This is a genomic window from Brevibacillus brevis (genome assembly GCF_031583145.1).
Taxonomy (GTDB): domain Bacteria; phylum Bacillota; class Bacilli; order Brevibacillales; family Brevibacillaceae; genus Brevibacillus; species Brevibacillus brevis_E.
Genome location: NZ_CP134050.1, coordinates 2,785,704 through 2,798,194, shown reverse-complemented (window position 1 = coordinate 2,798,194; position 12,491 = coordinate 2,785,704). Strand labels below are relative to the sequence as shown.

Annotated in this window: 13 protein-coding genes and 3 tRNA genes; 2 read left to right on the top strand and 14 right to left on the bottom strand. The window is 53.5% G+C overall.

What is annotated here, in order from left to right:
• Positions 1 to 37 precede the first annotated feature (37 nt).
• On the bottom strand, positions 38 to 415 hold the full coding sequence (locus tag RGB73_RS14005) for a (2Fe-2S) ferredoxin domain-containing protein (protein ID WP_310773041.1): 378 nt from the start codon (positions 413 to 415) through the stop codon (positions 38 to 40).
• Between the two features lie 167 nt (positions 416 to 582).
• On the opposite strand from RGB73_RS14005, the gene xerS reads away from it, so the two are divergent.
• The gene (gene xerS, locus RGB73_RS14000; RefSeq protein WP_310773039.1) at positions 583 to 1,695 is read left to right on the top strand and encodes a tyrosine recombinase XerS; all 1,113 of its coding nucleotides are present in this window, start codon (positions 583 to 585) and stop codon (positions 1,693 to 1,695) included.
• Positions 1,696 to 1,812: 117 nt separating this feature from the next.
• On the opposite strand, the gene RGB73_RS13995 is transcribed toward xerS, so the two are convergent.
• The 12 genes from RGB73_RS13995 to RGB73_RS13940 form a co-directional block, all read right to left on the bottom strand.
• Complete coding sequence (locus tag RGB73_RS13995; RefSeq protein ID WP_310773037.1) at positions 1,813 to 2,634, bottom strand: transglycosylase domain-containing protein; 822 nt, start codon at positions 2,632 to 2,634, stop codon at positions 1,813 to 1,815.
• A gap of 105 nt (positions 2,635 to 2,739) precedes the next feature.
• Positions 2,740 to 4,308: an acetate--CoA ligase gene (locus RGB73_RS13990; RefSeq protein WP_310773035.1), complete on the bottom strand. Its 1,569-nt coding sequence runs from the start codon at positions 4,306 to 4,308 to the stop codon at positions 2,740 to 2,742.
• Positions 4,309 to 4,549: 241 nt separating this feature from the next.
• The gene (locus RGB73_RS13985; protein ID WP_310773033.1) at positions 4,550 to 5,461 is read right to left on the bottom strand and encodes a C40 family peptidase; all 912 of its coding nucleotides are present in this window, start codon (positions 5,459 to 5,461) and stop codon (positions 4,550 to 4,552) included.
• Positions 5,462 to 5,744: 283 nt separating this feature from the next.
• The gene (locus tag RGB73_RS13980) at positions 5,745 to 6,371 is read right to left on the bottom strand and encodes a fumarylacetoacetate hydrolase family protein (RefSeq protein WP_310774296.1); all 627 of its coding nucleotides are present in this window, start codon (positions 6,369 to 6,371) and stop codon (positions 5,745 to 5,747) included.
• 87 nt (positions 6,372 to 6,458) lie between these two features.
• The gene (locus RGB73_RS13975; RefSeq protein WP_310773030.1) at positions 6,459 to 6,989 is read right to left on the bottom strand and encodes an immunoglobulin domain-containing protein; all 531 of its coding nucleotides are present in this window, start codon (positions 6,987 to 6,989) and stop codon (positions 6,459 to 6,461) included.
• A gap of 218 nt (positions 6,990 to 7,207) precedes the next feature.
• A complete protein-coding gene (locus RGB73_RS13970; protein WP_310773027.1) occupies positions 7,208 to 7,807 on the bottom strand; it encodes a VanW family protein in 600 nt (199 codons plus the stop codon).
• A gap of 156 nt (positions 7,808 to 7,963) precedes the next feature.
• The gene (locus RGB73_RS13965; RefSeq protein ID WP_310773024.1) at positions 7,964 to 8,593 is read right to left on the bottom strand and encodes a DsbA family oxidoreductase; all 630 of its coding nucleotides are present in this window, start codon (positions 8,591 to 8,593) and stop codon (positions 7,964 to 7,966) included.
• A 170-nt stretch (positions 8,594 to 8,763) separates the two neighbouring features.
• Complete coding sequence (locus RGB73_RS13960; RefSeq protein WP_310773021.1) at positions 8,764 to 9,708, bottom strand: alpha/beta fold hydrolase; 945 nt, start codon at positions 9,706 to 9,708, stop codon at positions 8,764 to 8,766.
• Positions 9,709 to 9,742: 34 nt separating this feature from the next.
• Positions 9,743 to 10,525, bottom strand: coding sequence for a TetR/AcrR family transcriptional regulator (locus RGB73_RS13955; protein WP_310773018.1), 783 nt, complete (start codon positions 10,523 to 10,525; stop codon positions 9,743 to 9,745).
• Positions 10,526 to 10,765: 240 nt separating this feature from the next.
• A tRNA-Leu gene (locus tag RGB73_RS13950) sits at positions 10,766 to 10,852 on the bottom strand.
• A 14-nt stretch (positions 10,853 to 10,866) separates the two neighbouring features.
• Positions 10,867 to 10,942, bottom strand: a tRNA-Thr gene (locus RGB73_RS13945).
• A gap of 54 nt (positions 10,943 to 10,996) precedes the next feature.
• Positions 10,997 to 11,073: transfer RNA gene (locus RGB73_RS13940), tRNA-Asp, on the bottom strand.
• A gap of 192 nt (positions 11,074 to 11,265) precedes the next feature.
• Here RGB73_RS13940 and RGB73_RS13935 point away from each other — a divergent pair.
• Positions 11,266 to 12,177, top strand: a complete 912-nt coding sequence (locus RGB73_RS13935) for a C40 family peptidase (RefSeq protein WP_310773015.1) — start codon at positions 11,266 to 11,268, stop codon at positions 12,175 to 12,177.
• A 64-nt stretch (positions 12,178 to 12,241) separates the two neighbouring features.
• On the opposite strand, the gene RGB73_RS13930 is transcribed toward RGB73_RS13935, so the two are convergent.
• Positions 12,242 to 12,487 (bottom strand): hypothetical protein, encoded by a 246-nt coding sequence (locus RGB73_RS13930; protein ID WP_310773012.1) that lies wholly within the window; start codon positions 12,485 to 12,487, stop codon positions 12,242 to 12,244.
• Between the last annotated feature and the right edge of the window lie 4 nt (positions 12,488 to 12,491).

The following is a 12,491-nucleotide window of genomic DNA, read 5'->3' as shown; positions in this document are numbered from 1 at the left end:
CACCCTCCAGCTGTGGCAGCTAAAGCGCGGTTTTGACTTACTTCTTGTTCTTTTCTGACTTCAAGATACCGGGTACCGCTTTTTCGTCTCGAACAAAGCTTCTGTCCGAATAGTGATGGGAAATCAGCGAAGCGACCGGATCTCCATTTTGAAAGTGTTGCTCCACGATGCGCTTTGCGTCATCCGGGGTGACGTTCTGGTACCAGATCCCCTCCGGGTAGACGATCATGACACAAGCATCCTCGCATCGCCCGTTGCAGCGAGTGCGGGTCGTATGAACCACATCATCCAATCCTGCTTCCGTAATCGCATCACGGATCGCTGTCGTCAGCTCTTCCCCTCCCTTGCGTGTGCAGCTTCCTCCATTGCACAGCAAAACATGGTGCCTGGTTTGAGTCAAATCCCAAGTCGCCATTCGCTTTCTCCTTCCTTTTATGAAACGGAATCGTTACGTTTTATGTACCTTCTAACTATACCTGCCGTCGGGATGATTGTCTAGATGGTAATTTTTCATTCCCAGACGGTTTTGTTTTTGCTAGAATATATGTTCGTATCCAATTCATCGAGAATGGTGGTGGTAGCATGTCCGTGACGAAACAGCGAGACGCCCTGCAGCTTTTGCAATCCATCGGCGCCTATCCTTGGTATATTGAAAAGTTCATCGAACACAAGAAGACGAAAAAAAATTCCCCCTCCACGCTGCTCGCCTACTTGCGTGATATCGCTTTTTTCTTTCGCTGGATGATGACGGAGGGATTGACACGTGCAACCGACATGAAAGACATCCCCCTCGCAGACCTGAATGAGCTGAAGAAAGAAACGGTGGAAAGCTACATCCTCTATCTCCAGGAATCTCATTTGTATGAGCGGTCGGCTTTGCTCACCCGCCCGACCAGAAGCTCGCGCAAAGAATACAGCGACCGCACGATCAGCCGAAAAATCTCCAGCCTGAAGTCGTTGTTTCATTATTTATCCGCTTTGGCAGAGGATGAGAACGGCGAATCCTACCTGAATCGCAACGTTATGGCCAAAATTGAGGTGGAGACAACGGAGCTGACTCCGCTTGCCCGCGCTCACGCCATTCGGGCCAAAATATTGATTGACGAAGAAATCTATGAATTTGTCGATTTCATCTACAACGGGTATCTGGCGCACTGCCAAACCGCCAAAAAGCAGCAGTATCATATGCAGAACCGCGATCGCGATACGGCCATCGTCGCCCTGATCTTGTCCGGGGGCTTTCGGGTTTCGGAAATCGTCAGCCTGGATTTGAGCGACATCGTGATGGAAAAAAACCAGCTGAAGCTGATCCGTAAAGGAAAAAAGGAAGATGCGCCTTTTTTCAGCGATTGGGGCAAAGAGTATTTGATCCGCTATCTGCAAGCCCGAGACAAATACCGCCCTTCTCCCCAGGAGAATGCGGTGTTTCTGGCCGTTTCTCCCACCAATCCGAACGGTCACAGGATCGAGGTCCGGTCCGTGCAAAAGCTCGTCAAAAAATACGCAAAGGCCTTTGGCATTCCGGATCTGTCGGTACATAAGCTGCGCCACAGCTTCGCAACCCAGTTTTTGCGTCTGAATCCGGACCCGCACCAGCTGCAGGCACAGCTCGGCCACTCGAAGATCGAGACGACCATGCAGTACGCCCACGTCCTTGAAGACGCCTTGAGCAAAGCCGTCAACCGAACGACATAGCTCTGCATAGGGAAAGCTGCCCGGACTTTCGCTGTTTGGGCAGCCCCCATCCAAATAGCAGAAAAACTCCCCTGCCTGCAGACAGAGGAGCTCCTTCCTATTTCGGCGCCATATGGTCTACGACGCCGGTGTACGTGCAGGCTTCTTCGCGATGGCTTCGGTTTGGGCCTGACGCATTTGTTCCTTTGTAATCACTCCCTGCTCGACCATCTGCCCAAGCACGACGGCTTGGCGCTGTTTGGCCTCCTGCCAGTGCTTGAGTGGCGAGTACGCTGCCGGGGACTTGGGAAGCGAAGCGAGCATCGCTGCTTCCCCCAGGGAAATGGCCTCGGCCCCTTTGCCATTCCCCTTTTTCCCGAAGTACAGCTGGGAAGCAGCGTCAATCCCGTAGCAGCCGTGCCCGAAGTAAATCACGTTCAGATACATTTCCATCAACTGCTCTTTGCTGTACCGCTGTTCCAACTGAAAGGCGATGGCAATTTCTTTCGCTTTGCGCAGCAAGGTCTTGTCTTGCGTCAAAAACAGGTTGCGCGCCAGCTGCATCGTAATCGTGCTCCCTCCCTGGACGTAGGCCCCTGCCTGCAGATCGGCCCAGACAGCTCGGGCCAACGAGTAATAGTCGACTCCCGGGTGGGTCATGAAGCGATGGTCCTCCACGGAAACAAAGGATTGCCACACGTAGTCCGGCATCTCATCGAGCTTGACGTAGCTGCCGGTCGCGAGTTGTTCCACGTGGTCCAGCTTTTTTTGGTCGATCCATATATTCCCTGCCCAGGCCAGCATGACGGGTGACAGAACAGCCACCAGGATCGTCAGGATGACGCTGGACAGGAGGTATCGTTTCCACGGTCGGTTCGGTGTATGTTTGACGCTGGCTACGCGAGTCGTCCCCATAAAGGAATCGCTCTTGCTTCCAGCCGTGACGGTGTAATGACTCATGCTGCACTCCCCCTGCCTTGCTTCTGTTTTTCATTGTAGGGGAAATGCTCGTATGTTCCCATCGAATACACTTACGCCAACCTTACATTTCCGTAAGACTGCGACTTACGAGCGCAAACGATCTCTTTCCATCTGCCGCAGCTCAATCCGCCTGATCTTGCCGGATGTCGTCTTCGGCAGCTCCTCGACAAATTCGATTTTGCGCGGGTACTTGTAGGGAGCCGTCAACGTCTTCACGTGTTCTTGCAGCTGCGCGATCAGCTCATCCGACGGCGTGACGCCTTTCTTCAGAATGACAAAGGCTTTCACGATGTTGCCCCGCTCTGGGTCGGGACTCGCGACTGCGGCGCACTCGGCTACTGCCGGATGCTTGACTAGCGCGTCCTCCACTTCGAAAGGACCGATCGTGTAGCCACCGGAGATGATGATGTCATCCGATCGCCCTTCAAACCAAATGTAACCGTCTTCATCCATCCGTCCCTGGTCGCCCGTGATGTACCATTCTCCCCGGAACGCTTTTGCCGTACGCTCCGGATCATCCAAATACCCTTTGAACAACGCAACCATGTTGCGATCGATTGCGATATCCCCGACTTGTCCGGTCTGCACTTCCATTCCTTCCTCGTCCACAATGGCGATCCTGGCCACTGGAGAGGGGCGCCCCATGGAACCGGGCTTGGGCTCCATGCCGACGAAGGTCCCCACAATCAAGGTGTTTTCCGTCTGTCCGTAGCCATCGCGCACCGTCAACTGGAAGACGCGGCGGAAGGTATCGATGACTTCCCGGTTGAGCGGCTCACCCGCCGAACAGGCAGAGCGAAGGGCCTGCAGCTGATACGATTCCAGATCGGATACCTTGGCCATCAGCCTGTACTCAGTTGGCGTCGCACACAAGACAGAGATCGGATACTTCTGTAACAAGTTCAGGTACGTCTCAGCACCGAAACGCCCTTTGTAAACGAAGGCTGTCGCTCCCATCCCGAGCGTCGAGACAAACGGGCTCCAGATCCATTTCGCCCAGCCGGGACCTGCCGTCGCCCAAACCGTGTCCTCTTCCCGCACATCCAGCCATTGCTTGGCCGCAACAGCCAAATGAGCAAAGGGCCAACCGTGCACGTGCATGACTCCTTTGGGACCACCCGTCGTACCAGAGGTATAGGAAAGGAAAGCGAGCTCATCGGAGCGTGTCTGCGCGCATTCGAACTCCTCATCCTGGTGTTGCAGCAGGTGATCGAGACTGATCCAGCCCTCCTTGCTTTCACCGATGGTCACAAAGTGCTTGAGAGACGCACATTGCCCCCGGATCGGATCCACCTCTGCCAGCACCCCGTCGAAACCGATGACAGCCTTTGCCTTGGCATGGTTAACCCGGTATTCGATGTCTTTTTGGCGGAGCATCTCGGAGCCCGGCATGATGACCGCGCCCAGCTTGAGCAATGCCAGGTACAGCCCGTAGGCCGTCGTGCCCCGGGAAACAAGCACCAAGACCCTGTCCCCCCGTTCGATGCCGATGGAGCCAAGTCCGTTTGCGATTCGATTGGAAAAGCGGCGCAGCTCCTCGTACGTCAGGATCTGCTCTTGTCCCTGCTCGTCCAGCTCCCACACCGCACGCTTGTCCGGATGTTTGACAGCCCACTCATCCACTTGGGCCGCGAAATTATAAAACGTTGGCATGTTCAATTCCACCAGACACACCTCCACTTTTTCATCTATACATAAACAGCAATTCGACGTTTTTGCAATTTTTCCTCTATGCTGTCTACTCGTGCAAAAAAGTTGTCCCATGGATTGAAACATTTGCCAGAGGCGCTTTGCGAAACTATTTCATCTCCGATACGTCTTACCTAACAGATAGGACAAAGGCCCCCCTTGCATGAGCAGGAGAGCCTAGGCCTTCGATCTTTTTTTCCTTCGGTTAGATGACTCGTTTGATTTTGACCACGCGCTTCTCCCAGTTCGTCCCGTCGAACTTGGAGTACGTCACGCCTGGACTGCCGTACGTGTGCAGGATCTTCCCGTTTCCTGCATAAATGGCTACGTGGGTGATTCGATCCGACGAGCTGTTCACGGACGCCTTCATGAAGATCAGATCGCCGACTTGCAGATCCTTTTTGGACACGGTCTTCCCAACCGTAGATTGCTGGCGGGAGTCGCGCGGCAGTGTGATGCCGACTTCCTTGAATACCCGCTGTGTAAATGAGGAGCAGTCGAACGTCTTGGTGGTGTCTTTGCTGGATCCATATTTGTATGGAGTACCCATGTACTTTTCACCGTGTTTGATCACTTGACTTGCGATATCCGTGGCAGGCTTGCTGGAAGAATTGGACGAATTGGAATTGCTGGACGATTCGTCCAAGATCCGGCGAGCGCCGACGAACTTCTTGCTGTAGTCGGAGAAAGATTTCAGGACTACCTTACCATCTCCTTGGGAAGAGTAGACATACTGGTCATTGCCTATGTATATTCCCATGAATGTAGGACTTCCGGAGCCATTCGAGGAAAAGAACACCAGATCTCCGGCTTTTACACTGTTTTTCGTCACTTTTGTCCCGGCTTTGTACAGGCTGCCTAGCGTGCTGCCAATCTTCACGCCGACTTGCTTGTACACATAGGTCGCCAGGTTAGCCGAGCCAAATTGGTTCGGTCCAGATGCCTGGTACTTATAGGGCTTTCCGAGCAACGATTTCGCAATCGTCGCAACTTCCTTCGTTTGCTGCGTATAGCTCGTGGTCGCTGCCGATGCTTGTCCAACTTGACCACCCATTAACAGGGACGTACTCAGGATGACTGCTACTGTTGACTTCATTACCCAATCTCGTTTCGTCACTTTCTTTTCCTCCTTGTCATGTTGTGGAACCTTCGTGGGCTACACCGACAGATTAACTCAGGAGGAAACAGGAGGATAAGACCGTAAAATTTACCAGTATCTATTTTGGGAGCATAGGACTATCCGGAAAACGAGCGGCAAACAGTGCCGTTACCGCCTTTTAGTTCTAAGGTACCAGACGAGATGAAAAACGCTTTCAACGTGACTGCGGTCACGAAAAAAAGCCAGCATCTGACATGATCAGGCAGATGCTGGCTTTTTTCTCATTCATGCCGAAGAGCGCTCAGCGCAATTTGGCTGTAAATTCGCCCCAATTTTCGTCTCCCCACAGGAAGGTCAAAACGTCTCCGTCAGATACCGGTCCCACCCCTTCCGGTGTCCCGGTGTAGATGATGTCTCCCTTTTCCAGTCCAAAATTCTCCCCGATGTACTGAATCAGCGTAGCCAAATCGAAAATGACGTTGCCGATATTCCCTCGCTGCACCTGTTCGCCGTTTTTCAGCAGAGCGAAGTCTTTTTGGAGGAGTCCCTCAACGCCTGGAAACGGATGAAACGAAGTGAGAATCGCTGAATTTTTAAACCCTTTTGCGAGCAGCCACGGATGCCCTTTTTTCTTCAGTTCGGACTGTACGTCGCGAAGTGTGAAATCGATGCCCAGTGCAATTCCGTCCACCATCTGCTTCAGGGAAGCTCCAGGTTCGTATGACCGCGCCATCTGGATGACCAGTTCCGTTTCATAATGCAGCTCGCCGCGCGAACCCGGCAGCTCGATCTCCCCTCCGGCGGCCAGAGCCAGGGCGTGGGTCGGCTTGCTGAAAATCATGGGCTTGGTAGGAACGTCATTGCCCAATTCTTCCGCATGCAGCTTGTAGTTCCGGCCCACACAATAAATATTTCGGATCTGTTGCATCATCTAGTCTCTCCTTTTCCTTGGGTCGCCTGTCTTCCCATTCTCTCCTTTTTACTATATCACGGATGGTAGATGCGCAACAGAACTTCAGAAGTCCTCAGAACGTCTTCCGAAATGCGGCCACAGCTTGGCGTTTCCCCTCGCTTCCACCTCAAAGACCGTATCGCAAATGGCTTCCAGCGCCTCCTCCAGATCCGTCGGCTCCTCTTTGGCCCACCCGAATTCATAGCGAATCGTAGACGCCTGTTCGCCTGCTTCATATTGCACGCGCACGAATTCCGCATCCTGCTCCAGCACTGCTTTTCTCGCCTCCAAGGTGGCGTTCAGCGAGAACAAGCCATCCCATTCTTCTGCCGCATACGTGGACGTCACTTTCACCCGCAGGGAGCTTTGTCCGGCATCTCGCCAAAACACGACTGCGTCCTCCCGGTAAAATCCGTAACCGGATGGAAGCGCTCCTTCCAGCATAAACGGTACGTCTACCGGCAAATCTTCCGGCTTCAACGCACGAACCAGCCTGCCAGGCAGGAGGTAGGGCCCATCCGGTTGACACGAGAGGGGCTCTCCCATCACGATCAGCGTCCTTTTGTCACGATCACCCGTCACCTGCACGTACATGCCGCCAACACCTCCTTTTTCAACCAGTATGGTCCTGCCTTCTTCCATTTATGAAGACAGGCGGCTGCCGTGCGGCCATTTTTTTGAGAACGCACCTATTTTATGCTCCCGAATGATTGGGTTATCCCTGTTGGATTCGATGGGCTGGCCGCTCCCGGACAGTCAAAAGAGGCTCCTGTGATAGGAGCCTCCTTGGTTGGCAAATGCCTTTGCTTTAGTTATGCACGTACGATGGTAATGACCACAAGGTTGTCCGCGTACGTTTTCGCGTTGATTTTCACCGGATAGTCATACGGATTCACGAACTGAAAATCCAACTGGCCGTACGCCACGGTCGCATCCAGGCCGGGCGGGACGTAACTGACCGTCTTGCTGTGGGAATGGCGTTCAACGATCAGCATACCGGCTCCTGCGGCTGCGTTAAACAAGGTGCTCGATACCTGGCAGATCCCTCCGCCATAATCGTCCGTCAACCGTCCGTTGGCGATGACGCCGGCCTTCTCCCATCCATCATCCGCCAGGTTGGAATTGCCGATCGTATCATTATAGGAGAAAAGGCGATGCGGTTCGATCTTTTCCCCGTTTAGCAGATTCACCGCTTTTTCTATATTATGAATGCGAGCGTCGGAGCTCCCGGCCATGGAGGTAGAATACAGGCCCAAGATTTCCTCACGGGTATGGTCCATCTCATCCACATCGTGCTCTTGCCCAGCTGCCGCCGGGCCGCCAGCCGCCCATACGGGATTTCCCGGCACCACTGCCGCGAACGAAATGGCAGCTGCCACCAAGCCTGCCGTCGATATCCTGGATCGTTTCATACCTCGTCCCCTCGCTTCTGTCATGCTGTGATTGTCCCCATGTTTCGTATCTACTCTAACGCATGGAAAAAGCGCTCTTCAACCAGTAAATGTTGGACGGACCACACAAGAAAACCGCCGATAAAACGGCGGTTTCCCTGGGGAGAAAACATCCTGCTATTCGGTCGTCTCCTGCGCTTGTTGAAAGGCTTTGAGGAAATTCTCCGCCGGATGGGCCCCAGACAGAGCCAGCTTGTTGTCAATGACGAAAAACGGCACCCCCGTAATTTGCAGCTCACGGGCGAAAGCGATGTCTTCCGCAATTTCCGCTTGTTTGGCATCCGCTTCGATCGCTTGACGCACCTGCGCACCGTCCATCCCCAGGTCCTTGGCGATGGAGACAAGCACCTCGAGATCCCCGATGTCTTGGCCATCCTCAAAGTACGCTTTGTACACGGCGTCCACAGCGCGTGTCCGATCCGCTTCCGGCGCGCATTTGATGAGGGTATGGGAAGCAAGTGTGTTCGGCCAGGCAGCTACTTTGGAAAAATCGAACGAAATGCCGGCGGCCGCTCCTGCATTTGCCGCGTGCTGAACCATTTGTTCGAATGCGGCTCTGCCGCCTTTGTTTGCAGCCATCGTTTCCCAGAAAGGCAGGCTTTCCTTCGGCGTGTGAGGATCGAGCTGATAGGCCCGATAGCGCACCTCAATGGGTTCCCCTTGCCATTTTGCCATGGCGTCAAACAAGTTTTTCTTGCCGATGCGGCACCACGGGCACACCGTATCTTGAAATACTTCGATAATCATGAGTTTGGCTCCCTCCTGTCTATGAAGCCATTGTACAGGATCACCACAATTTATGTAAGTAGGTAATTTTTCGTAAGCATCCTTTCACTCTTGTTGCTTTAAATGGTATCCACTCCCGAGACTTCGATCCAACTCCCGGCCGTTTTCGCATTCGTAAAGGTCCGTGGTGTTCATTCGAATTTGCCCTGCCGGTTGGGGATCGCCTTCACTGCTTCCATGACCGCTTCCGGATGATTTTGCGGGATCATGTGGGCGACGCCCGGAAGCAAGAGGAGCTTCGAGTCGGGCACCTGTTCGTGCAGCCGGAAGCTGTGTTCCCGCGTCGGGAAAGGATCGTCTGCTCCAACCGCAATGACGAGAGGAGTATCGATCTCCGGATAACGGTCCATAATGGCCCGGACACCAGGAACGAATGCCAGCACATCTTCCCGGTTGGCGCGAAACTGCGACGGGCGCAGCCAATAAGCGAGCGTTGCTTCACGGTACGCTTCGGGAACGGGCTCGGGCTTGAACGTTTCTTTTAAAACATTCACCGCCAGCGCCGGGCCCATGACTGCCAAAAGCGAATGCATCACGATATTCCCCAGAATCGGGGTGGTGACAAGAGTCGAGATCGGATCGCCCTTCTCCGCAGGGTAGCCTTCCGGGTACATGCCGCCTCCCAAGGTGACAATACCCGATATGTCGTCCGGGTAGTCGATCGCATAGGTCAGCACAAGGACGCCGCTCCAAGAGTGCCCGACCAGAATCGGCTTCTCGATGCCGAGAGCCCCAAGCGCTTCATGCAACAGCCTCGCTTGCGTCCTGGGTGTGACGGGCTCGCCAATCGGCCTCTCGCTGTGCCCGTATCCAGGGCGATCGAATGCAATCCCGCGATAACCGGCGGATGCCGCCAGCTCGATTGATTCACGAAAATCATTTCCCGTCAGCACTCCACCATGAAGGAACACGACCGGTCTGCCTTCCCCTCTGCTTACGTAGTGCAGCGTAATCCCTTCCACTGTCACGAACTGCCCATTCGGCGGGTATTGCTTCTCCATTTTCCTGAATTGATATCGTCCATACAAACAAAAAGCCGCGACCAATATCGACAATGCTGCCAAAACGATCACCACGCTTCTCCTCCATTGCTCGATTTCTCTCATTTTCTTAACGCTTCGCCGTCGCCAGCCCTTGCCACAGCGTCTTGGAGATCGTCCGAATGAGCGTCCTCAATTGAGCTGGATTTGGATCGATGTTCCACTCCACCAGAACTCCTTTCAACAAGGCGTCGAACATAAGTGCCATCGATTCGGGATCAGCCTCTTCCGAGAGATAACCCTTTCGCTGCATTTCGCGAAGAAGGGTTCCTACCTGTCGGATCAAGCTGCAGTGAAGCTTCTGCAGCCGATTCCTTATTTCCGGTTCACGGCTGGATACAACAAATTCCAAGAACAGCAAGGAATTGTGTTCGCCCATTTCCAGGCAGGAGAACTGCGATTCCAGCCAGCCCTCAAGCGCCAGCAGCGGGTCGACCGACAACAGAATGCGTTCCATTTGCCCCGGAAGCATGCGAAGCTGCTGCTCAAAATTGCGCTCGAGGATCGCAAGGAACAAATCCTGCTTGCTGGCGAAATGCCAGTATACAGCGCCTTTGCTCAGGCCCGCGTGTTCAGCGACCTTTTCCAAGGATGCATTCGCATAGCCTTGGGCAGCGAAAACGAAAGCCGCCGCCTCCAGGACCCGAGTCTTGGTGTCGGCCAGTCCAAACTGCTCGGAAGCTTGCCTTCTCTTGAACCAGGCTCTCAACTCCTCTTTGCCGCCAAAATGCCTGCGAACGGCAGTCCAATGCACGCCGGCAGCTTCCGCGACATCGGCGAACGTGATGCGGTCGAAAGGCTTTGTGCCCACCAAACGTTCGGCCGCTTCGTAAACTCTGTCCCGTACCGTCAAGGGAATCACCTCGATAACTGACGACTTAGTGTATCTTTAGAATACTGATTAGTATGTTAATATTATAAAATTACCGAATGCCACTTTCAAGGCCCCTGCTTGATACGTCGAAGGACGAAATGGATTTCGTTTAGGAAGAAGACGTCTGACGCCCCACTTTTCAAGCTCCTTCTTAGAGGACCTCGCGATGACAAAAAAAGAGCCCTTCAGAATATATCTGAAGGGCTTCCCTAACAAGTATGGTGCGGTCGAGAGGACTTGAACCTCCACGGTGTTGCCACCACTAGAACCTGAATCTAGCGCGTCTGCCAATTCCGCCATGACCGCATATACAAATTAGATGGTGCCGGCGATAGGACTTGAACCCACAACCCCCTGATTACAAGTCAGGTGCTCTACCAATTGAGCTACACCGGCGCTACTGCAATTGCCTCTTTCGCCAATTTACGCTACGGAAGTCCGAGAGAAAAATGGCGGAGCTGACGGGACTCGAACCCGCGACCTCCGGTGTGACAGACCGGCGTGAACTCCAACTTCACCACAGCTCCAAGCTAATGAAAACGCTCGCCGTGTCGCATTGTGCTCGCGGCGACTCTTGTAATATAGCACGATTCGATTTTAAAAGGCAATAGTTTTTAAAAACTTTTTCATTACATCAATTTTTCATAGATTTACCATTGAAAATCCGCTAGAATTTTATCTAGATATGCAGAATATAGTAGATTGGTGGAGACGATGACATGAAACACACTTCGAGGCTGATCACCTTCCTCGCCCTCTTCACTCTGCTGCCTACTGCTGCCCACGCCGCCTCGCCGGTGTACGTGGTTGCGGCAGGTGATACGTTGAGCAAAATCGCCCGAGAGCATCAGACGACGGTGAGCCAACTCATGCAAGTGAACCAACTGACTTCCGATCGGCTGGCAATCGGCCAGACCCTCACCTTGACAGGCATCGCCACTTCGGATGACGGGACTTCCGTTCCCCCCGACCTGGTGTCTTCCGAAGAACATGAGCATTCGGACGCCGCAGCCGACGACGCTCCGAAAGTGGACAAGCATCGAGCACGCGTGACGGGAGACGTGGTCAATGTCCGCAAAAAGCCTTCCCTCGAGGGCAAGATCCTCGGCAAACTGCACTACGGCGATGTCGTAGAGGTCGTAGACACCGAGGACGAGTGGACGAAAATCAAATTTGAGGACGAAAAAGAAGCGTTTGTCAATTCCGCTTACTTGACCTCGACCTCGCATCCCGACTATTCGGACGAGGTGGACTCGGCAAAATTGGATCGTCTGGAGTCCATTATCCAACCCCTGTTGAAAACCCCTTACGTCTTCGGCGGCACAACCCCGGACGGATTTGATTGCAGCGGTTTTACCTCTTACGTTTTCAACCAATTGGGAGTGACTCTCCCTCGCACGTCGGAAGAGCAGTTTGCAGGCGGCAAAAAAGTCTCGATGGATGAAGCGCAGCCTGGCGATCTTTTGTTCTACGACGCTCTTGGCAAAGGGCGCGTTTCCCACGTGGCGATTTACATGGGGAACGGCGTCATCGTCCATGCCAACGGCGACGATGTTCGCTACGGAAAAGTGGAATACATGGACAAGCTCTACCCGTTCTACGGCGTCAAACGGTACGTAGACTTTCAGTAGGACTAGCTAAAAAAGCAGCTGGCGAATCTGCTCAGACAGATCGCGGCTGCTTTTTTTCTGGCACCTAGTGCGTCGTATTTTGAGCTTGAGAGGATTGCGATGAATTTTGACTGGTGCTGATTTCGAGGTTCCCCAACGCCTGCTTCATTTTATCGAGCTGCATCTGGTAATCCCGGACGACCACGGTCAGCACGCTTACGGTCTCCTTGAAGTCCGGTTCGCTGGTCACCCTGTCGATCGCTCTATGTAAATGAAGCATCTTGTTCTCAGTCTCCCTCAGGAGGTCCAGCAGCTGCAATCCGTTCACCACGTAA

Excerpts from the sequence above, each read along its gene's own strand:
- RGB73_RS14005 (WP_310773041.1), bottom strand. The coding sequence starts at position 415 with ATGGCGACTTGGGATTTGACTCAAACCAGGCACCATGTTTTGCTGTGC.
- xerS (WP_310773039.1), top strand. The coding sequence starts at position 583 with ATGTCCGTGACGAAACAGCGAGACGCCCTGCAGCTTTTGCAATCCATC.
- RGB73_RS13995 (WP_310773037.1), bottom strand. The coding sequence starts at position 2,634 with ATGAGTCATTACACCGTCACGGCTGGAAGCAAGAGCGATTCCTTTATG.
- RGB73_RS13990 (WP_310773035.1), bottom strand. The coding sequence starts at position 4,308 with ATGCCAACGTTTTATAATTTCGCGGCCCAAGTGGATGAGTGGGCTGTC.
- RGB73_RS13980 (WP_310774296.1), bottom strand. The coding sequence starts at position 6,371 with ATGCAACAGATCCGAAATATTTATTGTGTGGGCCGGAACTACAAGCTG.
- RGB73_RS13975 (WP_310773030.1), bottom strand. The coding sequence starts at position 6,989 with ATGTACGTGCAGGTGACGGGTGATCGTGACAAAAGGACGCTGATCGTG.
- RGB73_RS13970 (WP_310773027.1), bottom strand. The coding sequence starts at position 7,807 with ATGAAACGATCCAGGATATCGACGGCAGGCTTGGTGGCAGCTGCCATT.
- RGB73_RS13965 (WP_310773024.1), bottom strand. The coding sequence starts at position 8,593 with ATGATTATCGAAGTATTTCAAGATACGGTGTGCCCGTGGTGCCGCATC.
- RGB73_RS13935 (WP_310773015.1), top strand. The coding sequence starts at position 11,266 with ATGAAACACACTTCGAGGCTGATCACCTTCCTCGCCCTCTTCACTCTG.